Origin of the sequence: Leifsonia sp. NPDC058194 (genome assembly GCF_042883605.1) — a bacterium.
Lineage (GTDB): Bacteria > Actinomycetota > Actinomycetes > Actinomycetales > Microbacteriaceae > Leifsonia.
In genome coordinates this window covers 369,108-394,572 of sequence record NZ_JBHVVL010000004.1, presented here as the reverse complement: position 1 = coordinate 394,572, position 25,465 = coordinate 369,108, and the positions used below count along the sequence as shown (strand labels likewise).

The window sequence follows — 25,465 nt, the reverse complement described above, 5'->3', positions numbered from 1 at the left end:
CGGCCAGCATACGTGCCGCCCAGGCCCGCTCCCCGAGGAGGAACCCGATGACGCCACCCAGCGACGTGCTGCCCAGCTTCGTACGCGGTGAATGGTGGACGCCCGCCGACGGCACCGCCGCGGCCGACGTGCTCGACGCCTCCACCGGGGAGCTCGTGACCCGGGTGAGCACGGCCGGGCTCGACCTCGCCGCCGCGCTCGACCACGCCCGCACCGTCGGGCAGGCGTCGCTCGGAGCACTCACGTTCCACCAGCGCGCGCTGCTGCTGAAGGCGTTCGCGCAGGCGCTCACCGAGCGCAAGCAGGAGCTGTACGACGCGTCGGCCCGCGCCGGAGCGACCCGGACGGACGCGTGGATCGATGTGGACGGCGGCATCGGCGCCCTCTTCACCTACGGGTCGAAGGGGCGCCGCGAGCTGCCGAATGCGCAGGTCGTGGTGGACGGGCCTCCCGAGCCCCTGTCGAAGGACGGGTCGTTCTCCGGTCAGCACATCTACACCCGGCTCCCCGGCGTCGCCGTGCAGATCAACGCCTTCAACTTCCCGGTCTGGGGACTGCTCGAGAAGCTGGCCCCCTCGTTCCTCGCCGGGATGCCCACCCTCGCCAAGCCGGCGACGCCGACCGCGTACGTCGCGGAGGCGATGGTGCGGATCCTGGTCGAGAGCGGGCTGCTGCCGGAGGGATCGCTGCAGCTGGTCTGCGGTGCGGTGCCCGGGCTGTTCGACGCGCTCCAGCTCGGCGACCTGGTGGCGTTCACCGGGTCGGCGTCGACGGCGGAGTCGCTGCGTGTGCATCCCGCCGTGCAGACCGGGGGTGTGCGCTTCACGGGCGAGACCGACTCGATCAACGCGTCGGTGCTCGGCCCCGACGCGGCACCGGGCACCCCCGAGTTCGACGCCTACATCAAACAGCTCGTCGTGGAGCTGACCGCCAAGGCGGGCCAGAAGTGCACGGCGATCCGCCGGGCGATCGTCCCCGCCGGCACGGAGGAGGCCGTCGCCGACGCCGTCCGCGCCCGCATCGCGGAGCGGGTCGTCGTCGGCGACCCGCGGGCCGAAGGGGTCACGATGGGTCCGCTGGCCTCCCGGGCGCAGCGCGACGAGGTGCTCCGGCAGGTCGGGCGCCTGCTCGAGGCCGGCGGCGAGATCGTGGTCGGCGAGCTCGGCGACCCCGCGGTGCGGCTCGCCGACGGCAGCGACGGAGCCGCTCCGCACGGTGCGTTCGTCGGCCCGCTGCTCCTGCGGTTCGTGGATGCCCACACCCCGGCGGCGCACACGGTCGAGGCCTTCGGCCCGGTCGCCAGCATCCTGTCGTACACCTCCCCTGCCGACGCCGCCGAGCTCGTGGCGCTCGGCGGCGGATCGCTCGTGACGAGCGCGGCGACGCACGATGCCGGGTTCGCCCGCGACCTCGTGCTCGCCTCCGCCGCGTACAACGGCCGCATCCTGCTGCTCGACCGCGACGACGCCCGCACCTCGACCGGCCACGGCTCGCCGATGCCGCATCTGGTGCACGGCGGACCGGGGCGCGCGGGAGGCGGTGAGGAGCTGGGCGGCATCCGTGCCGTGCTGCACCACATGCAGCGCACCGCGATCCAGGGCTCACCCGACATGCTGACCGCCGTCACGGGCGTCTGGCACGAGGGCGCGGCCGCCTCGGCGGAGGGGCTCCATCCCTTCCGCAAGGCGCTCGCGACCCTGCGCATCGGCGACCAGGTCGCGTCGCCCGCCCGCCGGGTGACGCTCGACGACATCGAGGCGTTCGCGACCTTCACGGGCGACACGTTCTACGCCCACATGGACGAGGAGGCCGCGGCCGCGAACCCCTTCTTCCCCGGCCGGGTGGCCCACGGCTACCTGCTCGTCTCGTGGGCTGCGGGTCTCTTCGTGGACCCGGCCCCCGGCCCCGTGCTGGCCAACTACGGTCTGGAGGATCTGCGGTTCGTGACCCCGGTCGTGCCCGGCGACAGCATCCGCGTGACCCTGACGGCCAAGCAGATCACGCCGCGCGAGACCGACGACTACGGCGAGGTGCGCTGGGATGCGCGCATCCGCAACCAGCGCGACGAGCTGGTCGCCAGCTACGACGTGCTGACGCTCGTCGCGAAGTAGCCCCCCGAGCCCGTCGCCGAAGTTCACGTCGTGGCGCTCATTCCGGCCCGGATGACCGCCACTACGTGAACTTCGGCGATGCGGTGGCGGGAGGCGGCGGGGAGGCGGCGGCGTGGTAGCGGTGCGGAGGTGGAGCGGGGCTCAGAGGGCGAAGGCCAGGATGACGTCGGCGAGGGTGTCGGGCGCGACCGGGCCGGACGGGTCGTACCACTCGGTGAGCGAGTTGATCGTGCCGAAGAGGAGGCGAGCCACGACGACCGGGTCCGCGTCCGTGCGGAGCGCGCCCTCCGCCTGGGCCTCGGCGACGAGGTCGGCGACGGCCCGGTCGAAGGCACGGCGGCGCGCGAGTGCGGCGCGCTCGACCTCGGTGTTGCCGCGCACCCGCAGCAGAAGGGTAACGTACGGCTTCCGCTCGGCGAGCACGTGCACGGCCCCGCGCAGCACCGCCGCGAGGCGCGTCGCAGCCGGTCCCTCGGTCGCCTCCGACGAGCGCAGCACACCTTCCAGCCCATCGAGCGCTTCGTCGAGGGCCAACGCGAGCAATTCGTCCTTGGAGGCGACGTGGTGGTAGATCGCGGATTTCGAGAGCCCGAGCCTCGCCGCCAGCATCCCGATCGAGGTCGCGTCGTAGCCGTGCTCGTTGAAGGCGGCGACCGCGACCTCGAGGATGCCGCGCTGGTCGTAACCGGGGCGTCCGCGGCGCAGACCGTCGCCGCGCACGGCGTCGCCGCCCACGGCGTCGGTCGGCAGCGTCTCGGTCATGCGCCCCAGTGTGGCACGACTCGCGGCCGCGAGGATATACTGAACGAACGATCAGTCAGTAATGAGCGTCGACGGAGACGGAGGGACTGATGACCAGCATCGGCACACCGGTGGAGCCCGACACGAGCGCGGAGCAGGCCCGCTTCGACGAGCTCATCGCGTCGGACGCGCGCATCGAGCCGCGCGACTGGATGCCCGAGGCCTACCGGCGCACCCTCGTGCGGCAGATGTCGCAGCACGCGCACTCCGAGATCATCGGCATGCAGCCGGAGGCCAACTGGATCACGCGCGCTCCGAGCCTCAAGCGCAAGGCCATCCTGATGGCGAAGGTGCAGGACGAGGCGGGTCACGGACTCTACCTCTACTCGGCCGCGCAGACCCTCGGCATCACCCGCGACGAGATGACCGAGCAGCTCATCGCCGGCACGGCCAAGTACTCGTCGATCTTCAACTACCCGACCCTCAGCTGGGCCGACATCGGAGCGATCGGCTGGCTGGTCGACGGCGCAGCGATCTGCAACCAGGTGCCGCTGTGCCGCTGCTCGTACGCGCCCTACGGTCGCGCGATGGTCCGCATCTGCAAGGAGGAGTCGTTCCATCAGCGGCAGGGGTTCGAGATCCTCCTCACGCTCATGCGCGGCACCCCCGAGCAGCGGCGGATGGCCCAGGACGCGGTCGACCGCTGGTACTGGCCGTCGCTGATGATGTTCGGGCCGCCGGACGGGGAGTCGCCCAACTCCGCACGATCGATGGGATGGAAGATCAAGCGCTTCTCGAACGACGACCTGCGTCAGCGGTTCGTCGGGATGCTGGTTCCGCAGGCGGAGGCGCTCGGCGTCACGCTGCCCGATCCGCTGCTCCGGTGGGACGAGGAGCGCCAGGCGTACGAGATCGGCCCGATCGACTGGAGCGAGCTGCACGACGTGATCGCCGGGCGCGGCCCCTGCAACGCCCAGCGCATGCAGCGCCGCCGCGAGGCCCACGAGGACGGCGCCTGGGTGCGGGAGGCCGCAGCCGCCTATGCGGCCAAGCGGGCGGCTGCCGCTGTGCCCACCGCCCCGCACACCAGCGGGGAGGCCGCCGCGTGAGCGCCGAGGTCTGGCCCCTGTGGGAGGTGTTCGTGCGCGCATCCCGCGGCCTCAGTCATGTGCATGTGGGCTCGCTGCACGCCCCCGACGAGGAGATGGCGGTGCGCAACGCCCGCGACCTCTACACGCGTCGCGGCGAGGGCGTCTCGATCTGGGTGGTGCGCTCCGACGCGATCACCGCGAGCGACCCCGACGCCAAGGACGCCTTCTTCACCTCGCCGGAGGGCAAGAACTACCGGCACGCCACCTACTACACGGAGAGCGAAGGGGTGAAGCACCTGTGAGCGCCGACCCGCACGGCCATGTCGAGCTGAGCACGGTGACGCTGTCGGCCGAGTTCGTCTCGACCGACGCTCCCGCCTCCCCCGACGTCGCGGAGTACGCGCTCTGGCTGGGCGACGACGCGCTCGTGCTGGCGCAGCGGCTCGGCGGCTGGATCTCTCGGGCGCCCGAGCTGGAGGAGGACGTCGCCCTCGCGAACATCGCCCTCGACCTCCTGGGCCACGCCCGCTCCCTGCTGCGCTACGCGGGCACCGCCTCCGGCCGGAGCGAGGACGACCTCGCCTACTGGCGCGACGAGCACGCGTTCCGCTCGGCGCACCTGTTCGAGCTGCCGAACGGCGACTTCGCGCACACGATCGTGCGGCAGTTCGCGGCCTCCCACTACTTCGCCGAGCTCTACGACCGGTTGCGCGCCTCCGCCGACCCGGTGCTCGCCGGGGTGGCAGCGAAGGCGGTCAAGGAGGTCGACTACCACCGCGACCACGCCGACCAGTGGATGCGCCGCCTCGCACTCGGCACGGACGAATCGCGTCGGCGCACCGTCACGGCCCTCGACGACGTCTGGCCGAGCGTCGCCGAGCTGTTCGACGACGACCCGCTCCTCGACCCGCTCCTCGACCGTCTCGAAAACGTCGCCGTGCGCCCCTCCACTCTGCGCCCCGCCTTCGACGACAGCCTGAGACCCGTGCTCGACGAGACGGGACTGGAGCTGCCGGACACGTTCGCCGCGGCCGGCGGAGGGCGTCGCGGACGCCACTCCGAATACCTGGGGCCCCTGCTGGCGGAACTGCAGGTGCTCGCCCGACAGCATCCGGGGGCGACATGGTGAGCCACTTCGCCGAGGCCGACCGGGCGTGGGACGCGGCCGCGGCCGTCCTCGACCCGGAGGTGCCCGTGCTGACGATCGACGACCTCGGGATCCTGCGCGCCGTGACCGTCACCGACGACGGCGTCGAGGTCGTGATGACGCCCACGTACTCCGGCTGCCCGGCGATGGAGACGATCCGGGAGGACGTGGTGCGCGCCCTCGCGCACGCGGGATTCGACGCGGTGCGGGTGCGCCTCGAGCTCTCCCCGGCCTGGACGACGGACTGGATCAGCGCGGGCGGGCGCGCGGCGCTGGAGGAGTTCGGGATCGCCCCGCCGACGGGAGTCGCCGCGGCGACGGGACCGGTGCGGCTCACCCTCGCCGTGAAGTGCCCGCAGTGCGGTTCGCTGAACACCCGGCAGCTCTCGCGGTTCGGCTCCACCTCGTGCAAGGCGCTCTACGTGTGCGAGGGATGCGGCGAGCCGTTCGACCACTTCAAGGCGCTGTGAGGGCCGGCTGATGGCCCGGGCGCGCTTCCACACGCTCGCGGTCGCCGACGTGCGACCGCTGACGGCCGCGAGCGTCGAGGTCACCTTCGCCGTGCCCCCCGAGCTGCGCGACGAGTACGACTACCTGCCCGGCCAACACGTCGCGCTGCGCGCCGAGGTCGACGGCCGGGAGCTGCGGCGCAGCTACTCGATCTGCCGTCCGCCGCTCGCCGCCGCCCCGGAGCGGGACGGGCGGATCAGCGTCGCGATCAAACGCGACCTCGGGGGTGCGTTCTCGACCTGGGCGACGAGCGAGCTGAAGCCGGGCGACCGGATCGACGTGATGAGCCCGCAGGGCACGTTCACCGTGGACCTGGGCGCGATGGACGGGCGCCACGTCGCCGGCATCGCCGCCGGCTCGGGCATCACCCCGCTCATGGCGCTCGCGACGAGCGTGCTCACCGCCTCCCCCTCCTCCCAGTTCACGCTCGTCTACACGAACCGCACGGCGATCGACGTGATGTTCCTCGAAGAGCTCGCCGACCTCAAGGACCGCTTCCCGGCACGCCTCGCACTGCACCACGTCCTGTCCCGGGAGCAGCGCTCGGCTCCCCTGCTCTCGGGCCGCATCGACGAGGAGCGGCTGCGCCGGATGCTCGACACGCTGCTGCCGCCGGACACGGTCGACGAGTGGTTCCTCTGCGGGCCGTTCGAGCTCGTGCAGCTGTGCCGGGATGTGCTGGATACCTTCGACGTACCCCGCTCCTCGGTGCATTTCGAGCTGTTCACGACCGGCGAGCCGGGCGAGGTGCGCGGCGACGTGGGACATCCCGTGGTCGTGCACGACGGCGAGCGTACCGCCGAGATCGAGTTCACCCTCGACGGCACCAGCTCGACGGTCACGACTCCGGTGGATGCCAACGAATCCGTCCTGAACGCCGCCCTGCGGGTGCGGGCCGATGTGCCGTTCGCCTGCACCGGAGGGGTGTGCGGCACCTGCCGGGCACGGCTGCTCGACGGGGAGGTGCGTATGACCGAGAACTACGCCCTCGAGCCCGAGGAGATCGAGCGCGGCTACGTGCTGACGTGCCAGTCCCATCCCCTGACCGACCGCGTGGTCGTCGACTACGACGTGTGAGGAGCGCCATGATCGAACTGAGCATCGCCGACGGGGTGGCCCGCGTCACCCTGAACGCCCCGGAGCGCCTGAACGCGCTCGGCCCGGACGACCTCCGCGCACTCGACGAGGCGTACGCCGCCGCCGAGGCCGCCGGGGTGCGGGCGCTCGTGCTGCGCGGCGAGGGCCGGGCGTTCTGCGCCGGTCGCGACATCGCCGGGGTCGACCCCGCCACCGACGACGTCGGCGGCTATCTCGACGGTCTGGTGACTCCGCTGCTGCGGCGCATGAGCGCCTTCCCCGCGCCGACCTTCGCCGCCGCGCAGGGCGCCTCCCTCGGCGTCGGTCTCGGCCTCCTGCTCGCGACCGACGTCGTCCACGTCGCCGACGACGCGAAGATCGGTTCGCCGTTCACCGCGCTCGGCGCCTCCCTCGACTCGGGCGGCCACTGGCTGCTCGTCTCGCGTCTCGGCCCGCATCGCGCCCTCGATCTGATCTACTCGGGGCGGCTGCTCTCGGGCGCGGAGGCGGTGGCGGGCGGCCTGTTCAGCCGGGCGATGCCCGCCGCCGAGCTGCAGGGCGCGGTGGAGGCGGCGGCCACGGCGGCCGCGACCGGCGCCACCCAGGCCTACCTCGCGAGCAAGCGCATCGTCGCCGGGCTCCGCGACGGCACGCTCGGCCTGTGGGAGTCGGTCGCCGCCGAGAACGCCGCGCAGGCCGCACTGCGCGACACCGCCGACTACCGGGAGGGCTTCGCCGCGTTCCAGCAGAAGCGCCGCCCGCGCTTCACCGGCCGCTGAGCCGTCCCTTCCTGAGTTCTGCACGCAACACGCCGTGCGGAGGTGCGCATAACTCCGGGAGCGATTGCGAGGTGCGTTACGGCAGATGACGGCGGGGGTGCAGCGCCGTCCCGCTTCCCGCATCCTGGACCGCATGACCCGTCAGATCCGCTTCAATGCCTTCGACATGAACTGCGTCGCCCACCAGGCCTCCGGGATGTGGCGCCACCCCGACGACCAGGCGTGGCGGTACAAGGACCTCACGTACTGGACCGAGCTGGCGAAGCTGCTCGAGCGCGGCAAGTTCGACGGGATCTTCATCGCCGACGTGCTCGGCACCTACGACGTGTTCGGCGGCGACAACGAGGCGGCCATCCGGCACGGCGCGCAGGTGCCGGTCAACGACCCGATCCTGCTGGTCTCGGCGATGGCGCTGGTGACGGAGAACCTCGGATTCGGCATCACCGCGGGCACCGCCTACGAGCACCCGTACCCGTTCGCGCGCCGCATGTCGACGCTCGACCACTTGACGAACGGCCGTGTGGGCTGGAACGTCGTCACCGGCTACCTGCCGTCGGCCGCGCGCAACATGGGTCACGACGACCAGCTGGAGCACGACGACCGCTACGACCACGCCGACGAGTACCTCGAGGTGCTCTACAAGCTGTGGGAGGGGTCGTGGGAGGACGACGCCGTGGTCCGCGACCGCGAGGCGGGCGTCTTCACCGACCCGGCCAAGGTGCACGAGATCGGGCACAGCGGCAAGCACTTCACCGTGCCGGGCATCCACCTCTCCGAGCCGAGCCTGCAGCGCACCCCGGTCATCTACCAGGCGGGCGCGTCCAGGCGGGGCATCGGCTTCGCGGCCGAGAACGCCGAGGCGATCTTCGTCGCCGCCTCCACCAAGGAGGGACTGAAGGAGACCGTCGCCAAGCTCCGCGACGCGCTGGAGGCGGCCGGCCGCGACCGCTACTCGGCCCGCATCTACACGCTCCTCACCGTCATCACCGACGCGACGCCCGAGAAGGCGCAGGCCAAGTTCCAGGACTTCTTGCAGTACACCAGCGACGAGGGCGCCCTGGTGTTCATGTCCGGGTGGATGGGCGTCGACCTGTCGCAGTACGACCTCGACGAGCCGATCGGCCACGTGCAGAGCAACGCCATCCAGTCGGCGGTGGCGAACTTCCAGCGCCCGAACGAAGACGGCGGCGAGTGGACCGTGCGCGACATCGGGCGCAACGGCGCGATCGGCGGCCTCGGGCCGTTCATCGTCGGCTCGGGCGCGGAGATCGCCGACCAGCTGCAGGAGTGGGTGGAGGAGACCGACGTGGACGGCTTCAACCTCGCGTATGCGATCACGCCCGGCACGTTCGAGGACATCGTCGAGTTCGTCGTCCCCGAGCTGCAGAAGCGCGGCGCCTACCCGACCGACTACGCCCCCGGCTCGCTCCGCAACAAGCTGCACGGTGCGGGCGACCGCGTGGCCGACACGCACCGCGCGGCGAAGTACCGGGTGGGCGTCGCCGCAGGCCTGAGTCGCACGCCTTGCACGCAAGCTTGCATGCAAGGCGTACACTGAAGGCATGATCCCCGCCGCCGAGCACGCCTACAGCCACACCAAACGCCTCATCCTGTCGGGCGAGGCACCGGGTGGCGCGCTGCTCAGCGAGGCCCAGCTCGGCGCGGAGATCGGGGTCAGCCGCACGCCGGTGCACGAGGCGTTCCTGCGGCTCGCCGCCGAGGGGCTGCTGACGCTGGAGCCGCGACGCGGTGCCGTGGTCGTGCCGATGTCGCCGCGGGAGGCCCAGAACGTGCTCGACCTCCGCGAGGCGATCGAGGCCACGGCCGCCGCCCGGGTGCACGACGGAGGCGGCGCCGACGACGCGCTGCGCGCCGCCCTGGAGGAGGCCCTGGCCGAGCAGCGCGCCGCCATCGCCGCGGGCGACGTGGAGCGGTTCGTCGAGGCCGATCAGTGGTTCCACGCCGCGGTCGTCGACGCCTCGGGCAACGATCTGGCCGGGCACTTCTACGGCCTGCTGCGCGACCGCCAGCAGCGCATCCGGCACCAGTTGTTCCGGGTGCGCCCGGAGACTCTCGGCGACTCGCTCGCCGACCACGAGGCCCTGCTCGACGCGCTCCGCAGCGGCGGTGACTACCCCGGGCTGCTGCGCACGCACATCGCGCGCAACCAGGGCGCCCTGTGAGCCGCCGCGTCTCGGGAGCACCCTGGCGCGGCGTGTTCGCCGTCATGTTCGTCTGCTCGTGGTGCGGCAACCAGTTCAGCCCGCTGCTGCTGATGTACAAGGACGTGCAGCACTACTCCGAGCTCACCGTCAACATGTTCCTCGGCGTGTACGTGCTCGGGCTCGCCCCGGCCCTCCTCGTCGCCGGCGCCCTCTCCGACCGGCACGGCCGGCGTCCGCTGATGTTCGCGGGGGTGATCGCGGCGATGCTCGCCAGCGCGGCTCTCGCCCTCGGCTCCGTCGGCCCGGTGCCGATCTACGTGGGCCGGCTGCTCTCGGGCATCACCGTCGGCATCGCGATGGCGGTCGGCACCAGCTGGATGAAAGAGGTGTCGTCGCCGCGGTTCGAACCCGGGGTGGATGCCGCCGCCGGCGCGCGCCGGGCCTCCCTCGCCTTCACGCTCGGGTCGGCCGCAGGCGCACTGGTGGCCGGAGGCATCGCCCAGTTCACCGCGTTCGGCGAAGAGCTGCCGTTCCTCGTGCACATCGCGCTCACGCTGCCGCTCGCCTGGGTCGTCCTGCGGATCCCCGAGACCGCGACCACCGGAGGCGAGCGCGGCCCGCTGCTCGCCCAGCTGCGCATCCCGGCCGCCGGACACAAGCGGTTCCGCCGGGTGGTGCTCGTCGCGGCGCCCTGGATCTTCGCCGCCGCCGCCCTCGCCTACGGCTACCTCCCGGTGCTCCTGAGTGCCGAGACCGGCGACTGGGGTCTCGGCTACGCGACGATCCTGACGGTGATCGCGCTCGGCGTCGCCTCCCTCGTGCAGCCGATCGCGAAGCGGCTGCACTCCGTGTCGAGCGCGCGGGGGCTCGTCGCCGCCCTGGTGACGATCGGGGCCGGACTCATCGTGCTCACCGGCGCCGTGGTCACCCGTTCGCTGGCCCTCGGTGTCGTCGCCGCCGTGATCCTCGGGGCCGGGATGGGCATCGCCCTGGTCTCGGGCCTGCTGGAGGTCCAGCGCATCGCGACGCCGCGCGACCTGGCCGGGCTGACGGGCGTGTTCTACGCCGTCGCGTACGCGGGGTTCCTGGTGCCGACGATCATGGCGGCGCTCACCCCGCCGCTGTCGACCGTGGGACTGTTCCTGGCCCTGATCGTGCTGGCCGCGCTCTCCTCGGTCGCCCTGCTGGCCTCGTACACGAAGCACCTGCCGCGCGCCGCGGAGGCCTGAGCCGCAGCGCTCAGACCCGCGTCGCGAGCATCCGCTCGACCGCCTGCAGCGGGATGGGGATCCACGCCGGGCGGTGGCGCGCCTCGTACGCGATCTCGTAGACCGCCTTGTCGAGCTCGAACGCGTCGAGCAGGGCGTGGTGCTCCTCCAGCTCGGCGCCGGCCACCGACGCGTATCCCGTCAGGTACGCCTCCCGGGCCCGCGCGGACCAGGCGCCGGCGTCGACCGGCGGTCTGCGCTGCGCCAACGACCCGGCGACGTAGTCGAACGAGCGGAGCATCCCCGCCACGTCCCGCATCGTCGAGTCGGGGAGGCTGCGCTCGGCCAGCGGCCGCAGGGGTTCGCCCTCGAAGTCGATGAACTGCCAGCCGCGATCGGGCGCGTGGAGCACCTGCCCCAGGTGCAGGTCACCGTGGATGCGCTGCAGCACCGGCAGTGGAGCCGCGGCGGCCTCCTCGTACACGGCGGCGATGCCGGCGCGCAGGCGCTCCACGTCCGGCACCTCGGTCGTCGTCGTCGTGAGCCGCCGGAACATCGCGTCGAGGGCGAGACGCACGTCGTCCGGCCCGGCGGCCCGGGTGGGCAGCTCCCGTGCGAGCTGGCGGTGCAGCTCGGCGGTGCCACGACCCAGGTCGAACGCCCGCTCGGCGAAGTCCTCGGAGTGCTCGGCCGCCGTGACGGCGAGCTCCCAGCCGTCCTCGGCGCCGAGGACGAAGTCCTGCATGAGCGCCAGCTCTCCCCCGGCTCGGCCACCGGCCGCCGACGGCCACTCGCCGGTCAGCCAGCCGAGCAGCGCGGGCGTGCGCGAGGATCCTCCGGCGGTGAGCGCCGCCAGGGTCGAGACGTCCGGGTTCTCGCCGTCCTGGACGACGCGGAACACCTTGACCAGCGCGAGGCGGTCTCCGGCGAGCTCGGCGACGATGGAGGTGTTGGACTGCTCGCCCGTGAGGCGGCGTGAGGAGCGCACCTCGATCCGCTCCCCGAGCGTGTGCCCCTGCGCGTGCGCATCGCGGCCCTCGGTGTGCTCGGCACCGGTCATCAGCCCGATCAGCGCGGCGACGTACGCCTCCTCGGTCGGTCCGTCGTAGAGATAGCGCCCACCCGCCTCACCGATCAGCGCTGCGGCGTCGCCGTCGCGCCCGGGGCGTGCGACGACCGGCACCTGGTAGACGCGCGGGGTCCGCGGGGCGTCGTCGCAGAAGAAGTGCGTCACGATGCGCAACCCGGGTTCGGGGGGTTCGATCTCGAACGAGGCGAGGAGGCGCAAGCGCGGCTCGACGCTCTTGGTCGAATACCACCGTTGGCGCCGCATCCATGACCCGACGAGCTCCGTGAGTTCGGTCATGACCTGCACGCTACGCCCACCCGGCGGCTTCCCCGAGAACAACCGGCGAACGTGCAGGATCGATGCGCGGCCGCCCTCAGCGGGTGCCGATCCGCACGCCCCGGGCGGCGAAGAACGGCATCGGATCGATCTGCAGGCCGTTCACCCGCACCTCCAGATGCAGGTGGCAGCCGGTGGAGGCGCCCGTCGAGCCGACCTGTGCGATCGCCTGGCCCGCAGCGACCACCTGACCGACCGTCACCCCGATGCCGTCGTCGCGGATGTGCCCGTACGCGGTCTCGACGCCGCCACCGTGGTCGATCAGCACGAAGTTGCCGTACGACCCGTTCGGGCCGGCGTCGACGACCGTCCCGGCGGCGGCGGCCACGATCGTGGTCCCGCACGCCGCCCCGATGTCGTCGCCCGGGTGGAAGAGCGCGGTGCCGGCGGGGCGCGAGGGGCGCGGTCCGAAACCGTCGGTCAGGGGACCATGGACGGGGAGGGTCCAGCCGTCCGGGATGAGGGACGGATCGACGGTCAGCGTCTGCCACCCCGCGTCGGCCGACAGCACTGTCGGCACCTGGGCGAGCGCGGCGACAGCGAGGTCGACGCGGGACTGCGCATCGGCCACGGTCTGCTCCGTGGCCGCGACGTCGACCGCGGCGACGGCGTGCACCGCCTTGTCGGCGCGGGCGCGCGCCGATGCCGCGGCGCGGGCGTCGGCGCTCGCGGCACGGATCGTCCGTTCGCCGTCGGCCGACAGCCGGGTCAGGCGATCGACGGCGCCCAGCTTCTCGAGCAGATCGCCGCGACCGCTCAGCACGGCGGCCAGCGGATCGGCTCTCGGCCCGCGCGAGACGGCCGAGCGCACGAGCGCAGCAGCAGCCGCCGCGGACGCCGCGGCACGCTTCGACGCCGCTTCGGCCTGCGTCGTGAGCGCGTCGGCGACCGACTGTGCCTGCTCCTGCTGACGCTCGGCGTCGCGCGACTGCTCGGAGGCGGTCGCCAGGGCCTCCTGCGCGGCGGCGAGGTCGCTCGCGAGCTGCGACGCCTGCGTGACCTCGGCGGCGTCGACGACCGGTCCCGAACCCAGGTCGGGAACCGCCAGCGGGATGTCGTCCGTCGGCGTCGGAGCCGGAGTGGACGACGGGGTCGGGGTCGCGGTGGGCGTCGGCGTGGTCGTGGGAGTCGGCGTCGGCGTCGGGGTGGGCGTCGGCGTCGGGGTCGGGGTGGGCGTCGGCGTCGGCGTCGGCGTCCCCGTGGGATCAGGGGTCGGCGTCGGGTCGGGTGTCGTCGGATCGGGGGTCGGGGTGCCGTCCTCGCGTGACGTGGGCGAGGGTGTGGGAGACGGACATCCCGCCGCCGTGCAGCCTTCCGCCGAGGCGGCCGAGGCGGCCGAGGCCGGCCCGGCGACGAGGCCGAGGCTCCCCAGAGCAAGGGCGACGGTGAGGGCGAGAACGGGCGCAGCCCGCAGTCGACCTGCGCGGCGCGGCCCCCCGCGTCGTGACCTCACCCGAGCCCGCTGCGCGTTCTGCATGATCACGCGGGCCCACGCCGATCGCGACGCGCTCCCGTGTTCCGATGCTCTCACCGCGGCGGCCCCGCGACAAGGCTCGGCGGCCAGGTCGGATGCGGCTCACAGCCTCCGCACGGTACGGTGAGGCATTGTGACCGACAGCCCCGCCACGACCCGCCCGCGCCGCTCCTCTCGCAAGTCCGGGTGGAAGTCGCTGCTGCGGGATGTCGTCGTCATCTTCGTCGTCGCGGTGCTGGTGTCGTTCCTCATCAAGACGTTCGTCGCGCGCTCGTTCTACATCCCGTCGGGGTCGATGGAGAACACCCTGCAGATCAACGACCGCATCATCGTCAACGAGCTGCAGCCGAAGGTGTTCCCGTTGCAGCGCGGCGATGTCGTCGTGTTCAAGGATCCGGGCGGCTGGCTGCCCGCGCCGGCGCCGAGCACCGGCAACGCCCTCCAGCAGGGCGTCGGCGCCGTGCTGGACTTCGTGGGCCTCGGCGCCTCCGACAGCGACCAGCACCTCGTCAAACGTCTCATCGGCCTGCCCGGCGACACGATCACCTGCTGCAACGCTCTCGGCCAGATGAGCGTCAACGGCGTGCCGCTGAAGGAGCCGTACGTGCTCCTCCCGGCCGGCGTGCAGCAGGTCTCCGGCAAGCCGTTCACCGTGACCGTGCCCGCCGGCAAAGTGTGGGTGATGGGCGACAACCGCTACAACTCGGCCGATTCCCGCTACCACATGGACGATCCGGGCGGCGGTTTCGTGCCGCTCGACGACGTGGTCGGCAAGGCCTTCGTGATCAGCTGGCCGCTCAGCCACTGGACGTGGCTCAGCGACTATCCCGAGACCTTCGCCGGCGTCGAGGACCCCGAGAAGAAGTAGGCGACCGCTCAGTTCTCGGCGCGGCCCAGGCGCCAGTAGCCCATGAAGGCCACGCGGTGCCGGTCGATGCCGTGCCCGCGCACCAGCAGCCGGCGCAGCGTCTTCACGGCGGCCGACTCTCCGGCGATCCACGCGTAGAAACCCTTCTCGGTCTGCTCCGCCAGCTCCCACAGCACGTCGCGGTCGACGTCCACGTCGGCCAGGCGCTGCCGGCCATCGGCCGCCGCGCGCGCGACGACCTCCGGGTGATCGCCGAGCCACCGCTCCACGGCGGGCACCAGCGCGCTGCCGTTCTCGGCGTCGCCGCGGGCGAGCCAGGTGATGGTGACTCCGGCCGGTGCGTCGAGCGTCAGAGCGTCGTCGGCGGAGGGGACCTCCACGAACACGTGCGCGGTGCAGTCGTCCGGGCGCGACGCGAGGATGGCCGCGATCGCCGGGGCCGCCGTCTCGTCGCCCACGATGAGGAGGTCGGTGCAGCCTCCCGGATGCCAGTCGATCCCGACGCCGGTCGTCGTGCTCCGGGCATCCGGCCCGACGATGACGAGCTCGTCGCCCGGCTCCGCTGCGAGCAGCCAGCGTGCAGCGGGTCCGCCGTCGCCGTGCGAGACGAAGTCGATGTCGACGCGGCGGTCCGCCGGGTCGGACACGCGCACCGTGTACGTGCGGAACGGGTTGCGCAGGTGCTCCGGCAGTGCGCGCCAGCGCTCGTACCAGTCGCCCGCCTCGGCCGGCTCCTCGTCGAAGCCGAGGTCCGAGAACGATCCGTCCGCGAGCGGGAAGAGCAGCTTGATCCGCTGGTCGAGGCCTTCCGTGCCGAAGTGCTCGAAGTCGTCGCTGCGGAAGCTCACACGCGTGAAGTGCGGGGTGAGCCGGCGGACGGCGGAGACACGGGCACGGTACGGGCGGTAGGCCGGGCGGTCCGTCCGGGTCGGGGCTGTGGTGGGCACGCGGTGCGGGTCCTCTCGAACTTTCAGCAGGATTGAAAATTAAACTAAGGTAAGGCTACACTAACCAATCGTTTCGCCCCGCGCGACCGAAAGGACCCCATGCCCCGCCCCTCACGACGCCTCCGGACTGCCCTCGCAGCCGCGGGGATCGCCGCCACCGCCCTCCTCGTCAGCGCCTGCTCGACGGGCACCACGGGTGCTTCCACCGCCGACGCCGACTTCGAGCCGGTGACCATCACCCACGCTCTCGGATCGGCCGTCATCGACCACAAGCCGACCAGGATCGTCACGCTCGGGATGGGCTCGGCCGAGACCGCCATCGCCCTCGGGACCGTGCCGGTGGGCGTCGAGGAGTACGCCTGGGGCAGCGATGCGACGGGCTACCTGCCCTGGATCCACGATGCGGTCGAGAAGTCGGGCGAGAAGCTCCCGGAGCAGTTCACCGGCGGCACCGAGCTCGACGTCGAATCCATCGTCGACCTCGAGCCCGACCTCATCCTCGCCCCGTGGTCCGGCGTGACGCAGGAGCAGTACGACGTGCTGAAGGACATCGCCCCGACCGTCGCGTACCCGGAGCTGCCCTGGACGATCACGTGGGAGGACCAGATCACCACGATCGCGAAGGCGATGGGCGAGCCCGGCAAGGCGCAGGGCCTGATCGACGGCATCGAGAAGCAGTTCGCCGCCGCGACCGCCGACCACCCGGAGTACGCCGGCGTGACGTTCTCGTACGTCTACAACACCGGCCCGGGCACCCTCGGCGTGTTCTTCCCGGACGAGCAGCGCGTGGCGATGGTGCGCGCGCTCGGCCTCACCGTCGACCCGGTCGTCACGACGTTCGACGAGACCGAGGGCACCGACTCCGCCGTGATCGGACTCGAGAACGCGGACAAGCTGAAGGACTCCGATCTGATCTTCACCTTCTACTCCGACGAGGCGAACCGCGCCGAGGTGGAGGCGCAGCCGCTCTACCAGGCGATCCCGGCCGTCTCGCGCGGAGCGGTCGTCGCCCCGACGGACCAGCCGTTCGTCACGGGGTCCTCGATCATCAACCCCCTCACCGTGCCGTGGGCGCTGGAGCGCTACGTGCCGATGATCGACGAGGCGCTCGCCCGCGCCGGCCGGTGACGGCCGCCGCGAGCGCGCGTCGCACGCGGCCGGCGTCGCTGCGGGGAACCGTCCTCGTGGTGGCGGCGGCCGCGCTCGTCGTCGTCGGCGTGGTCAGCCTCTTCGCCGGCAGCAAGGCGACGGACGTCGGCGACGTGCTCACCGCACTGGGCGGCGGAGGCGACGCGTTCACCCGGGAGGTCGTGGCGGCGCGCATCCCGCGCACCGTGCTCGGGATGCTCGTCGGCGGCGCCCTCGCGGTCTCCGGCGTCATCGTGCAGGGCGTCACGCGCAACCCGCTCGGCGACCCGGGGCTCCTGGGCGTGACCGTCGGCGCCTCCGCCGCCGTGGTCACCGCGGTCGCGCTCGTCGGCGCGACGGGCGGTGCACTCGTGTTCGCCGCGCTGCCCGGCGCCCTGCTGGCGGCACTGCTGGTCGTGGCGATCGGGGCGCGATCCCGTGGCATGGTGACGCTCATCCTCGCGGGCGCGGCGCTGAGCGCGGTGCTCGGCGCGTACATCCAGGCCATGACGCTGCTGCAGCCGAAGGTGTTCGACTCGTTCCGGCACTGGGTGGTCGGCTCCCTCGCGGGCCGCGGGCTCGACACGGCCGCGCAGATCGCCCCACTGCTGGTGCTGGGGTTCCTCCTCGCGGTGCTCCTGACGCCGGGGCTGAACTCCTTGGCACTCGGCGACGACGTCGCCGCCGCCCAGGGCGTGAACGTACGTCGGGTGCGCTGGGGCGGCATCGGGGCCGCGGCCCTGCTGTGCGCCGCCGCGACCGCAGCCGTGGGGCCCATCGCCTTCGTCGGGCTCGCCGTGCCGCATGTGGCACGCGCCCTCGTCGGGTCCGACCATCGCTGGCAGCTCCCCACCGCCCTGCTGCTCGGAGCGGGGATGCTGCTGGCCGCCGATATCGTCGCCCGCGTCGTGGCGCGCCCCGGCGAGCTCATGGTCGGCATCGTCACGGCGTTCGTCGGCGCGCCGTTCCTGCTCGTCGCCGTACGGCGCGGAAAGGCCCTGACGTGACCGGCCTCGCCGCGGTGCGTGCGGCGCGCCGACCGGCCGCGCGCCCCCGTCTCGTGATCGTCGCCCTGATCGCCGTCCTCCTCGTCGCGGCCGCGGCGACGCTCACCCTCGGGCGGCTGGGCATCCCCCTCGCCGACCTCCCCTCGGCGCTGCTGACCGGATCCACCGGCAAGACCGCCTTCGTGCTCGAACGGCTCCGCGGGCCGCGGCTTCTGGCGGCGGCCGGAGTGGGAGCCGCGCTCGGGCTCGCCGGTGCGCTGTTCCAGACGGTGACCCGCAACCCGCTGGGCAGCCCGGACATGGTCGGCCTCGCCTCCGGCGCCGGCGCGGGCGTGGCGCTCTGCACGCTGTTCGCGCCCGCGGTGCCCCCGTCCGTGGGAGCGGTGGCGGGCGGTGCGGTGGCGCTCGGGATCGTCTGGATCGCCACCGGTCGCGGGTTCGCCTCCCCCGGCCGCGTGCTAGTGGCGGGCATCGGCGTGACCGCGATGGCGGCCGCGGTCACGCAATACGCCGTCAGCGTCGCGCTCCGCGACCAGGGCTCGCAGCTCGCCGCCTACCTCGTCGGCTCGCTCAACAGCACCGGCGTCGCCGACGTCGCCGTGATCGCGCTGACCCTGGCGGTCGTCGTCCCCGCCGCCGCCGTGCTGCGCCACCGCATCGCCGTCCTGGAGCTCGGGGACGATGTCGCCGACGCTCTGGGCGCGGCCGCCGCCCGCACCCGCACCGGGGCAATCGTCGTCTCGCTCGTCGCCGCCTCCGGTGCCGTCGCCGTGGCCGGCCCGATCGCGTTCGTCGCCCTGACCGCGCCTCCCATCGCCCGGATGCTGACCCGGCGCAGCGGCGCGGAGCTCACGGTGTCCGCTCTGGCCGGGGCGCTCGTCCTCGTGCTCGCCGATCTCGCCGTCCAGCAGGTGTCGGTGCTGAGCGGCCTCCCCGTCGGCGTGCTGACGGCGGCCGTCGGCGGCGGCTATCTGGGCGTGCTGCTCGTCAGCCGGCTGCGTCGCGGGCGGCTTTGAACGCCTCCCAGCGCTCCGGGAGCACCCCGTCCTCCACGATCCAGCCCATGTAGTCGCGCATGTTCCGCAGGCGTTCGTGCGCGCGGCCGTGCGCGGGCACGACGGCGAGCGCACGCTCGGCGAGGGCGCGCTGATCACGCAGGTAGTCCTGTTCGGCGCGCAGGAAGCCGCCCCACACGTCGAGGTCCATCACGAAGTAGTGGGTGCGTTCGCCTTCGCGGCGCACGCGCTGCACGAAGCCGGCGTCGACGAGGCGGCGGGTGTAGGTCGAGACGGAGCCGCGGCTCGCGTCGAGCACGGTGGAGAGCTCCTCGGCGGAGACGCCGCCGGAGTCGTCCAGCAGCAGATAGCCGGCGATGCGGCCCTCGATGTGCGGCGCCCCTCTGGACTGCCAGTACGCGGCGAACCGCTCCACGAACCAGGTGCGGAACTCGTCGGGGATCCCGTTGTCGATCGTCGTCTCCTCTCCCGCTCCTGGAATCGTAACGGCAGAATGTCGACGGAGCCGACGCCCGTTCGACCTCCGGGTGAACGTCCCCGATCGAAAGGACAGGACGATGAAGTACATGATGTTCGTGGTGACCTCGGCCACCCCAGACAGCCCGGCGGACGACTCCGATGTGGAGCTGTGGGTGGACGAGTTCGACGGGTCAGGCGCACGGGTGACCGGCGACGCGCTCGAACCGCCGTCGGCCTCCCGGGTCGTCCGGGTGCGCGGCGGCAAGCGCTACGTGACCGACGGCCCGTTCGCCGAGTCGAAGGAGTGGATCTGCGGCTTCGACATCCTCGAGTGCGACTCGATGGACGAAGCGGTCGAGGTCGCCGCCCGCCACCCGATGGCACGCAACGGTCAGCTGGAGCTGCGCCCGTTCATGACCTGGGAGTGACGCCCTCCCGGACGACGGAGGGCCGCAGCGTCATGACGACGCTGCGGCCCTCCTCAGTCGGTGGCACGCTCCTCTGAGCGGCTCAGCCGCAGTACGAGCCGAGCGTGTCGAACTGGTCGCTGATGGCGTTGACGTCGTCCTCGAGCTGGGTCGAGTCGCGGTCGGCCTCCGGCGTCGCGATGTAGGTGTTCAGGTCCGCCTTGAAGGTCTCGACGTCGGCGTTGAACGAGTCGACCTCGCTCGACAGATCCGGGTCCGTCAGGCCGGACGTCGCCGCGCTGAACGCGTCGAACGCGGCGACGATCTGCGCCTGCGCCGTCGTCGGATCGGTGGCGAGGTTCGGGATCTGGTCGTTGAGCACCGGGATGAGGCCGTCGGCGGCGGCGGAGAGGCGCGCGCAGTCGACCGTCAGCGCGACGTCGCCGGAGGAGTCGCTGGGCAGCTCCGTCGGCAGGCTGCGCACGGCGTTGGCCACGGCGAGGCCGCTGGCGACCGAGACGATGATCAGGATTGCGATGCTGACGAGCGTGATCGCGATGCTGACGTAGCCGATGATGAGGCCGGCCAGGGCGAAGCCGCGACCCTTCTCACCGGTGCGCTTGATCTGGCTGAGCGCGATATGGCCGCAGATGACGCCGACGATGTTCACGAAGAACGAGGCGACGAACGCGACGATGGCGAGCACATTGGTCGTTCCGCTCGCCGGCGCCGGAGCCTGGTAGGGCTGGTACGGCGGGACGCCCGGTCCACCCGCGGCGGGCGGTGCGGGCGGTGCGGCGGCGTAGCCGGGAGCCGGCGAGGCGGCGTACGCAGGCACCTGCGGCGCTTCGGGCGCCGGCTGGGCGTCGGGCGCAGGCTGGGCGTCGGGCGCAGGCTGGGCTTCGGGCACCGGATTCGGCTGGGCGTCGTTCGGTTCGGGAGGGGTCGTCGTCAAGGGAGTCTCGCTTCTGGTGAGGGGTCGAACGGACCGCCCGGGATGACGTGACCCCCGGCACGGCTCCTGCGAGTCTACGGATGACGGCGGCCATCCCCAAGCGCCGGGCCGTGCGCCGGCGCAGGAGCGGCCGTGTCGTAGCCGCCGTAAGCGGCCCACGCGCGTTCACCCCGGCTGCGTAGCGTCGGGCGGGGGTGCGTCATGATGGACGTCATCGCCGTTGGAGAAGGACAGATGAGCAGTCACGAGACCACCAGCACGGACAGGCACGCGGAGGCGGTCGTCCGCATTACGACGGGCGCCGTGCGCGGCGTCGCCGGTGAGCGCGCGTCGACCTGGAAGGGCATCCGGTACGCCCAGCCCCCGACCGGTGCGCGGCGCTGGCGCGCTCCCGTCGCGGCCGAGCCGTGGGACGGCGTCGCCGACGCGACGGCCTTCGGCGCGGCGGCCCCGCAGCAGGTCGTCCCAGCGATCTCCCTCGGCCCGGATCCCGAGCTCGACGAGGACTGCCTCTTCCTCAACGTGTGGCGGCCGAACGATGGCAGCGCGAGCAAGCCCGTCATGGTGTGGATCCACGGCGGCGCCTACACCTACGGCTCATCGAGCCAGCCGCTCTTCGACGCCGTGGAGCTGGCGACGACCGGCGACGCCGTCGTGGTGACCATCAACTACCGCATCGGGGCGCTCGGCTTCCTCGACCTCTCCTCGTTCTCGACCGCCGAGCAGGTCTTCGACTCCAATCTCGCGCTGCGGGACGTGCTGCTCGCCCTGACCTGGGTGCGCGACAACGTCGCCGCCTTCGGGGGCGACCCGGCCCGGGTGACCGTGTTCGGGGAGTCCGCCGGCGGCGGTCTCGTGACGACCCTGCTGGCGACGCCGTCGGCGGCCGGGCTCTTCCACGCCGCGATCGCGGAGAGCTCCCCGGCCAGCTCGATGTACGGACCCGAGCGGGCACGGGCGGTCGCCGACCGGTTCCTCGCCGCCGCCGGCGTGGAGGCCGACGACGCCGCCACCGCACTGCGCCGCCTGCCCGTCGACCGCATCGTCGCCGCCGCGACCGAGGTGTACAACGACGTGCCGAGCAGCGTCCCCGGCACCCTCGCCTTCGCACCGGTCGTCGACGGCGACCTCGTGCCGGAGCACCCGATCGCCGTCCTGAGCGACGGGCGCGGGCTGCCCGTCCCGCTGCTCATCGGGACGAACCGCGACGAAGCGACATTGTTCAAATACATGAAGTCGCCGCTGATCCCGATCACGCGGGACGCCATCGAGCGGATGTTCACCCTCATGCTGGAGGACAACCCGGGGCTGGTCGCGCCCGGTCGCGACCAGGTGCTCGCCGCCTACGCGGGCGTGCGGGCGAAGGCGCGCGGCCTCGACATCGCCACCGACATCGGTTTCCGGATGCCCGCCGTGTGGATCGCCGCCGGGCATGCCCGCGTCGCCCCGACCTACCTGTACCGGTTCGACTTCACGACCCTCGCGCTGCGCCTCATCGGCATCCGCGCCGCGCACGGAACGGAGCTGCCCTACGTGTGGGGCGTGCTGGGCGGCCCGAAGGACCCGACGTTCAAGCTCGGCGGCCGGCGCGCCGGCGAAGCCCTCTCGGGGCGCCTGCTCGAGCGGTGGACGGCGTTCGCCCGCACGGGCGTCCCGGGCGACGACTGGCCGGCGTACTCCGTCGACGACCGCGCCACCCTCGTCATCGACAAGCAGGATCGCGTCGTGCCCGACCTCGACGGACCGCTCCGGGCGGCCTGGGGCGACGTCGTGCTCTCGTTCCGCTGAGCGCATCCCGCCCCGGAGCCCATACACAGCCTCCCCCTAGACTCGGGGCATGGTGCTGATGTTCCTCGCGATGCTCGTCATCATGGCGATGGCGCTCTTCGACATCCTGTCGCGCGATCCGGCACTCGTGCGTCTGCCCAAGCCGCTCTGGGCGATCGTCGTGATCGTGTTCCCCCTCATCGGGAGCGCCCTCTGGTTCCTGATCGGCCGTCGCGCCGCGCCCAAGGCCGAGGCACGCACGATCGTGGTCCGCGAGGCCGCGCCGTCCGCGCAGCCGGCCCCGGTGCGCGACCCGAATCGGCCGCTGAGCACCGAGGAGCAGCTGGCCGCGCTCGAGCGCGAGATCGAAGAGGACCGCCGCTCCCGCCACATCGCGGAGCTGGAGGCCGAACTGCGCCGTCGTCGCGCGGACGGCGACGGCGAACCCGCCTGAACCGGCGCCCGATACGCTGGCGTCGTGCACGACATCACGACGTTCGCGGTCCCGGGCGGACCGGCCGCCGCCCCCTCCGGGATCATCGCCGCTGCCGGTGAGATCTGGTTCACCGCGATCGCCGATGCAGCCATCGGGCGGGTGCGCGAGGACGGGACCGTCGAGGTCTTCCGTGACCCGGCCGGCCAGGTGCGCTTGCCGGCCAACATCTTCCCCGGCGCGGACGGACGGGTGTGGTTCACCTCCCTCGGCACCGACCGGCTCGGCGCGATCGACCCCGCCGCCGAGCGGCCCGGCGACACGATCACGACCTACGCGCTCCCGGCCGGGAGCCGCCCAGTCGCGCTCAAGTCCGCCGCGGACGGCCGGCTGTGGTTCACCCTGCGGGGGGCGAACGCCGTCGCGTCCGCCGACCCGGCCGATCCCGAGCGGACGCTCGACGTGCACTCCGATCCGTCGATCGCCGGTCCCGGAGCCCTGTTCGTGGCGGCCGACGGTCGCATCCGCTGGGTGAACGGCGACACGGCAAGCATCGGCGAGCTCGATCCGGCGACCGGCTCGATCGTCGAGCACGGCCCGTGGCCGGGTCTCGGCTCGCCCCGCGCCTGGGCCGAGACCGCCGACGGTCGGTTGTGGCTGACCACCCGCGAGCCCGCGGGCCTGCTCTCGTTCGACCCCGCCGATCCCGGCAGCACCGTACGCGGCGCGAAAGACCCCCAACTCGTCGAGCCCGGGCTCGTCGAGCCCGACGGTGTGTGCGTCGGGCCCGACGGCGCGCTGTGGCTGGTCGACTCCGCCGCGGACGCCGTGGTGCGGTACGACCCGGCGACCGGCGCGTGGTCGTCCACCGGGGCGGCTCCGGAGGTGTCCGGCCCGTTCGACATCAAGCCGGGCGCCGACGGAGCGCTGTGGTTCACCAACAAGACCGGCGGGACCGTGGGACGCATCGAACTGCGCTGACGCTCCCGGCAGGCTCAGAAGTCGGTGTGACCCAGTCGCGGCTCGGCCACGAACTCCGCCGTCGCGTCCGCCGCGGACTCGAGCTCCAGGATCACGAGCTCGTTGCGGCCGGCGCGGACGACCGGGCCGGGCACGTGGAGGGTCTCCTGCGGGCCGCGCGTCCAGTACCGGCCGAGGTTGAAGCCGTTGATCCACGCGACGCCCTTGCCGAAGCCGGTGGTGTCGAGGAACAGCGTCCCCGGCTCCTCCACCTCGAAGTAGGCGCGGGCGAAGACCGGCCCGGCGAGTCTCTCGGGCGCGGCGTCGCCGGCCGCCGCCGAGGCGTCCAGGGCCTCCCGCACGGCGGCGAGCGACGGGAGGCGCAGCGGCAGCACGCTCCAGCGCTGCAGCTCCTCGCCGTTCAGGTGCACGGGCCCGATCAGGCCCTTGGACTCGCCGATGCGCGGGCCGTAGTCGACCCGCCCCTGGTCCTCGACCAGCACGGTCAGGGTCCCGCGGCTGGGCGAGAGGGTGATCGCGCGGTCGTGGTGGTCGCGGGCGAGCACGCCGACGCGGGTCGATCCGACGAAGACGTACGCGCGGTCGCGCACCTCGCCGAACTCCAGCACCGCCGGCTCGTGCGTGTCGATCTCGGTGCGGTACAGGCCGAACCCGGTGTAGTGGCCGAGCTCGTCGAAGGTGGGCACCTCGTCGGTGTGCTCCCACGCGCCCAGCCGGTCGGCGACGGCGAAGAGCGGCACGGCCGACTCGAAGGTCTGCGCGAGGGTCGGCGCGGCAGCGGCGACGACGGGCTCCTCCGCCGGGACCGCGGCGTGCTTGGCGATGACCTCGCGGAACGCCCAGAACTTCTCGGTCGGCTCGCCGGCCTCGTCGAGCGGTGCGTCGTAGTCGTAGCTCGTGACGATGGGCTGGTAGACGCCCTTGTCGTTCGCTCCGTTGGTGAATCCGAAGTTCGTGCCGCCGTGGAACATGTAGATGTTGACCGACGCGCCGAGGGCGAGCAGGTCGTCCAGGTCGGCGGCGGACTGCTCCACGGGCGTCGTGTGGTGGTGCGCGCCCCAGTGGTCGAACCAGCCGTCCCAGAACTCCGAGCACATCAGCGGCCCGGTCGGCTGGTGCTCGCGCAGTGTGGCGAGGCGCTCCTTCGACCGGGAGCCGAACGAGGCGGTCTTGAGCAGCTCCGGCAGCGAGCCGTTCTCGAGCATGTCGGGCTGCGGCTGGTCGACCGTGGTCAGCGGCACCGTGATGCCGGCGTCGCGGAAGACGTCGACGAGGTGGCGCAGGTAGTCCTTGTCGTCGCCGTAGGCGCCGTACTCGTTCTCGACCTGCACGAGCAGGACGGGTCCGCCCTCGTGGATCTGGAAGGGCTTGACGATGGCGAGCACGCGCTCCATGAAGGCGCTGACGGCTGCGACGAACGTCGGCTCGGAGCGGCGGATGCCGACCGTCGGGTCGGTGAAGAGCCAGGCCGGGAGGCCGCCGTTGTCCCACTCGGCGCAGATGTAGGGGCCGGGGCGCACGATGGCGTGCATCCCCTCCTCCTGAATGGTGCGCAGGAAGCGGGCGAGGTCGAGTCCGCCCTCGGCCGTCCACTCGCCCGGGCGCGGCTCGTGCGCGTTCCACGGGACGTAGGTCTCGATGGTGTTGAGCCCCATGAGCCGGGCCTTGCGGATGCGGTCCGCCCAGTCGTCCGGGTGCACGCGGAAGTAGTGCAGGGCTCCCGAGAGGATGCGGTACGGCTCGCCGTCGAGGACGAAGTCGTCGCCCGCGATCTCGAAGGTGGTCATGA

General features: G+C 72.5%; 25 protein-coding genes. 18 read left to right on the top strand and 7 right to left on the bottom strand.

What is annotated here, in order from left to right; translation table 11 throughout:
- Nucleotides 1-47: 47 nt before the first annotated feature.
- Nucleotides 48-2,111, top strand: a complete 2,064-nt coding sequence (paaZ, locus tag ACFVU2_RS16765; protein ID WP_387876577.1) for a phenylacetic acid degradation bifunctional protein PaaZ — start codon at nt 48-50, stop codon at nt 2,109-2,111.
- A 141-nt stretch (nt 2,112-2,252) separates the two neighbouring features.
- Here the strand turns inward: paaZ and ACFVU2_RS16760 are convergent, their stop codons facing one another.
- On the bottom strand, nt 2,253-2,873 hold the full coding sequence (locus tag ACFVU2_RS16760) for a TetR/AcrR family transcriptional regulator (RefSeq protein WP_387876574.1): 621 nt from the start codon (nt 2,871-2,873) through the stop codon (nt 2,253-2,255).
- A gap of 89 nt (nt 2,874-2,962) precedes the next feature.
- Here ACFVU2_RS16760 and paaA point away from each other — a divergent pair, with 89 nt between their 5' ends.
- From paaA to ACFVU2_RS16715, 9 genes are all read left to right on the top strand, one after another.
- Nucleotides 2,963-3,961, top strand: coding sequence for a 1,2-phenylacetyl-CoA epoxidase subunit PaaA (gene paaA, locus ACFVU2_RS16755; protein WP_387876573.1), 999 nt, complete (start codon nt 2,963-2,965; stop codon nt 3,959-3,961).
- Nucleotides 3,958-4,245, top strand: coding sequence for a 1,2-phenylacetyl-CoA epoxidase subunit PaaB (paaB, locus tag ACFVU2_RS16750; RefSeq protein ID WP_387876572.1), 288 nt, complete (start codon nt 3,958-3,960; stop codon nt 4,243-4,245). The genes paaA and paaB overlap by 4 nt, the downstream gene beginning before the upstream one ends.
- Nucleotides 4,242-5,072: a 1,2-phenylacetyl-CoA epoxidase subunit PaaC gene (gene paaC / locus ACFVU2_RS16745; protein WP_387876570.1), complete on the top strand. Its 831-nt coding sequence runs from the start codon at nt 4,242-4,244 to the stop codon at nt 5,070-5,072. The genes paaB and paaC overlap by 4 nt, the downstream gene beginning before the upstream one ends.
- Nucleotides 5,066-5,560 carry a 1,2-phenylacetyl-CoA epoxidase subunit PaaD gene (gene paaD / locus ACFVU2_RS16740; protein ID WP_387876567.1) on the top strand — a complete coding sequence of 165 codons (495 nt, stop codon included), beginning with the start codon at nt 5,066-5,068 and terminating at the stop codon, nt 5,558-5,560. The genes paaC and paaD overlap by 7 nt, the downstream gene beginning before the upstream one ends.
- Nucleotides 5,561-5,570: 10 nt before the next feature.
- Complete coding sequence (paaE, locus tag ACFVU2_RS16735) at nt 5,571-6,677, top strand: 1,2-phenylacetyl-CoA epoxidase subunit PaaE (protein ID WP_387876565.1); 1,107 nt, start codon at nt 5,571-5,573, stop codon at nt 6,675-6,677.
- An 8-nt stretch (nt 6,678-6,685) separates the two neighbouring features.
- Nucleotides 6,686-7,456 (top strand): enoyl-CoA hydratase-related protein, encoded by a 771-nt coding sequence (locus ACFVU2_RS16730; RefSeq protein WP_387876563.1) that lies wholly within the window; start codon nt 6,686-6,688, stop codon nt 7,454-7,456.
- A gap of 133 nt (nt 7,457-7,589) precedes the next feature.
- On the top strand, nt 7,590-9,014 hold the full coding sequence (locus tag ACFVU2_RS16725; protein ID WP_387876560.1) for an LLM class flavin-dependent oxidoreductase: 1,425 nt from the start codon (nt 7,590-7,592) through the stop codon (nt 9,012-9,014).
- A 4-nt stretch (nt 9,015-9,018) separates the two neighbouring features.
- A complete protein-coding gene (locus ACFVU2_RS16720; RefSeq protein WP_387876558.1) occupies nt 9,019-9,639 on the top strand; it encodes a GntR family transcriptional regulator in 621 nt (206 codons plus the stop codon).
- Nucleotides 9,636-10,850, top strand: a complete 1,215-nt coding sequence (locus tag ACFVU2_RS16715; RefSeq protein WP_387876555.1) for an MFS transporter — start codon at nt 9,636-9,638, stop codon at nt 10,848-10,850. Before ACFVU2_RS16720 ends, ACFVU2_RS16715 begins: the two co-directional genes overlap by 4 nt.
- Nucleotides 10,851-10,860: 10 nt before the next feature.
- Here ACFVU2_RS16715 and ACFVU2_RS16710 read toward each other — a convergent pair whose 3' ends face one another.
- Nucleotides 10,861-12,195, bottom strand: a complete 1,335-nt coding sequence (locus ACFVU2_RS16710) for a phosphotransferase (RefSeq protein ID WP_387876553.1) — start codon at nt 12,193-12,195, stop codon at nt 10,861-10,863.
- Nucleotides 12,196-12,271: 76 nt separating this feature from the next.
- The gene (locus ACFVU2_RS16705; RefSeq protein ID WP_387876550.1) at nt 12,272-13,687 is read right to left on the bottom strand and encodes a M23 family metallopeptidase; all 1,416 of its coding nucleotides are present in this window, start codon (nt 13,685-13,687) and stop codon (nt 12,272-12,274) included.
- 154 nt (nt 13,688-13,841) lie between these two features.
- Here ACFVU2_RS16705 and lepB point away from each other — a divergent pair, with 154 nt between their 5' ends.
- Nucleotides 13,842-14,576: a signal peptidase I gene (gene lepB / locus ACFVU2_RS16700; protein ID WP_387876547.1), complete on the top strand. Its 735-nt coding sequence runs from the start codon at nt 13,842-13,844 to the stop codon at nt 14,574-14,576.
- A gap of 8 nt (nt 14,577-14,584) precedes the next feature.
- Here the strand turns inward: lepB and ACFVU2_RS16695 are convergent, their stop codons facing one another.
- Entirely contained in the window at nt 14,585-15,523 is a 939-nt protein-coding gene (locus tag ACFVU2_RS16695) for a siderophore-interacting protein (RefSeq protein ID WP_387876544.1), read from the bottom strand.
- A 99-nt stretch (nt 15,524-15,622) separates the two neighbouring features.
- Here ACFVU2_RS16695 and ACFVU2_RS16690 point away from each other — a divergent pair, with 99 nt between their 5' ends.
- From ACFVU2_RS16690 to ACFVU2_RS16680, 3 genes are read left to right on the top strand one after another with little or no spacing between them, the layout of a single operon-like run.
- On the top strand, nt 15,623-16,651 hold the full coding sequence (locus ACFVU2_RS16690) for an iron-siderophore ABC transporter substrate-binding protein (RefSeq protein WP_387876542.1): 1,029 nt from the start codon (nt 15,623-15,625) through the stop codon (nt 16,649-16,651).
- Nucleotides 16,648-17,658, top strand: coding sequence for a FecCD family ABC transporter permease (locus ACFVU2_RS16685; RefSeq protein ID WP_387876539.1), 1,011 nt, complete (start codon nt 16,648-16,650; stop codon nt 17,656-17,658). Before ACFVU2_RS16690 ends, ACFVU2_RS16685 begins: the two co-directional genes overlap by 4 nt.
- The gene (locus ACFVU2_RS16680) at nt 17,655-18,674 is read left to right on the top strand and encodes an iron chelate uptake ABC transporter family permease subunit (protein ID WP_387876536.1); all 1,020 of its coding nucleotides are present in this window, start codon (nt 17,655-17,657) and stop codon (nt 18,672-18,674) included. The genes ACFVU2_RS16685 and ACFVU2_RS16680 overlap by 4 nt, the downstream gene beginning before the upstream one ends.
- Here the strand turns inward: ACFVU2_RS16680 and ACFVU2_RS16675 are convergent.
- Complete coding sequence (locus ACFVU2_RS16675; protein WP_387876533.1) at nt 18,646-19,242, bottom strand: GbsR/MarR family transcriptional regulator; 597 nt, start codon at nt 19,240-19,242, stop codon at nt 18,646-18,648. The genes ACFVU2_RS16680 and ACFVU2_RS16675 overlap by 29 nt on opposite strands.
- Here ACFVU2_RS16675 and ACFVU2_RS16670 point away from each other — a divergent pair.
- A complete protein-coding gene (locus tag ACFVU2_RS16670) occupies nt 19,232-19,561 on the top strand; it encodes a YciI family protein (protein ID WP_387876531.1) in 330 nt (109 codons plus the stop codon). The two genes, ACFVU2_RS16675 and ACFVU2_RS16670, sit on opposite strands and share 11 nt — an antisense overlap.
- 82 nt (nt 19,562-19,643) lie before the next feature.
- Here the strand turns inward: ACFVU2_RS16670 and ACFVU2_RS16665 are convergent, their stop codons facing one another.
- Entirely contained in the window at nt 19,644-20,495 is an 852-nt protein-coding gene (locus tag ACFVU2_RS16665) for a DUF4190 domain-containing protein (protein WP_387876528.1), read from the bottom strand.
- Nucleotides 20,496-20,729: 234 nt separating this feature from the next.
- On the opposite strand from ACFVU2_RS16665, the gene ACFVU2_RS16660 reads away from it, so the two are divergent.
- The 3 genes from ACFVU2_RS16660 to ACFVU2_RS16650 are packed head-to-tail and all read left to right on the top strand — an operon-like array spanning nt 20,730 to nt 23,676.
- On the top strand, nt 20,730-22,283 hold the full coding sequence (locus ACFVU2_RS16660; RefSeq protein ID WP_387876525.1) for a carboxylesterase/lipase family protein: 1,554 nt from the start codon (nt 20,730-20,732) through the stop codon (nt 22,281-22,283).
- Nucleotides 22,284-22,332: 49 nt separating this feature from the next.
- Nucleotides 22,333-22,716 (top strand): PLD nuclease N-terminal domain-containing protein, encoded by a 384-nt coding sequence (locus tag ACFVU2_RS16655; protein WP_387876522.1) that lies wholly within the window; start codon nt 22,333-22,335, stop codon nt 22,714-22,716.
- A gap of 24 nt (nt 22,717-22,740) precedes the next feature.
- Nucleotides 22,741-23,676 carry a hypothetical protein gene (locus tag ACFVU2_RS16650; protein WP_387876519.1) on the top strand — a complete coding sequence of 312 codons (936 nt, stop codon included), beginning with the start codon at nt 22,741-22,743 and terminating at the stop codon, nt 23,674-23,676.
- A 14-nt stretch (nt 23,677-23,690) separates the two neighbouring features.
- Here the strand turns inward: ACFVU2_RS16650 and ACFVU2_RS16645 are convergent, their stop codons facing one another.
- On the bottom strand, nt 23,691-25,463 hold the full coding sequence (locus ACFVU2_RS16645) for a beta-galactosidase family protein (protein WP_387876516.1): 1,773 nt from the start codon (nt 25,461-25,463) through the stop codon (nt 23,691-23,693).
- Nucleotides 25,464-25,465: the final 2 nt, after the last annotated feature.

What these genes read in the sequence shown, in the direction of transcription:
- ACFVU2_RS16660 (WP_387876525.1), top strand. Translation starts at nt 20,730, where the DNA reads ATGAGCAGTCACGAGACCACCAGCACGGACAGGCACGCGGAGGCGGTC.
- paaA (WP_387876573.1), top strand. Translation starts at nt 2,963, where the DNA reads ATGACCAGCATCGGCACACCGGTGGAGCCCGACACGAGCGCGGAGCAG.
- ACFVU2_RS16655 (WP_387876522.1), top strand. Translation starts at nt 22,333, where the DNA reads ATGGTGCTGATGTTCCTCGCGATGCTCGTCATCATGGCGATGGCGCTC.
- paaZ (WP_387876577.1), top strand. Translation starts at nt 48, where the DNA reads ATGACGCCACCCAGCGACGTGCTGCCCAGCTTCGTACGCGGTGAATGG.
- paaD (WP_387876567.1), top strand. Translation starts at nt 5,066, where the DNA reads ATGGTGAGCCACTTCGCCGAGGCCGACCGGGCGTGGGACGCGGCCGCG.
- ACFVU2_RS16725 (WP_387876560.1), top strand. Translation starts at nt 7,590, where the DNA reads ATGACCCGTCAGATCCGCTTCAATGCCTTCGACATGAACTGCGTCGCC.
- ACFVU2_RS16760 (WP_387876574.1), bottom strand. Translation starts at nt 2,873, where the DNA reads ATGACCGAGACGCTGCCGACCGACGCCGTGGGCGGCGACGCCGTGCGC.
- ACFVU2_RS16675 (WP_387876533.1), bottom strand. Translation starts at nt 19,242, where the DNA reads ATGTACTTCATCGTCCTGTCCTTTCGATCGGGGACGTTCACCCGGAGG.
- paaE (WP_387876565.1), top strand. Translation starts at nt 5,571, where the DNA reads ATGGCCCGGGCGCGCTTCCACACGCTCGCGGTCGCCGACGTGCGACCG.
- ACFVU2_RS16730 (WP_387876563.1), top strand. Translation starts at nt 6,686, where the DNA reads ATGATCGAACTGAGCATCGCCGACGGGGTGGCCCGCGTCACCCTGAAC.
- ACFVU2_RS16690 (WP_387876542.1), top strand. Translation starts at nt 15,623, where the DNA reads ATGCCCCGCCCCTCACGACGCCTCCGGACTGCCCTCGCAGCCGCGGGG.
- ACFVU2_RS16720 (WP_387876558.1), top strand. Translation starts at nt 9,019, where the DNA reads ATGATCCCCGCCGCCGAGCACGCCTACAGCCACACCAAACGCCTCATC.
- ACFVU2_RS16710 (WP_387876553.1), bottom strand. Translation starts at nt 12,195, where the DNA reads ATGACCGAACTCACGGAGCTCGTCGGGTCATGGATGCGGCGCCAACGG.
- ACFVU2_RS16670 (WP_387876531.1), top strand. Translation starts at nt 19,232, where the DNA reads ATGAAGTACATGATGTTCGTGGTGACCTCGGCCACCCCAGACAGCCCG.
- ACFVU2_RS16645 (WP_387876516.1), bottom strand. Translation starts at nt 25,463, where the DNA reads ATGACCACCTTCGAGATCGCGGGCGACGACTTCGTCCTCGACGGCGAG.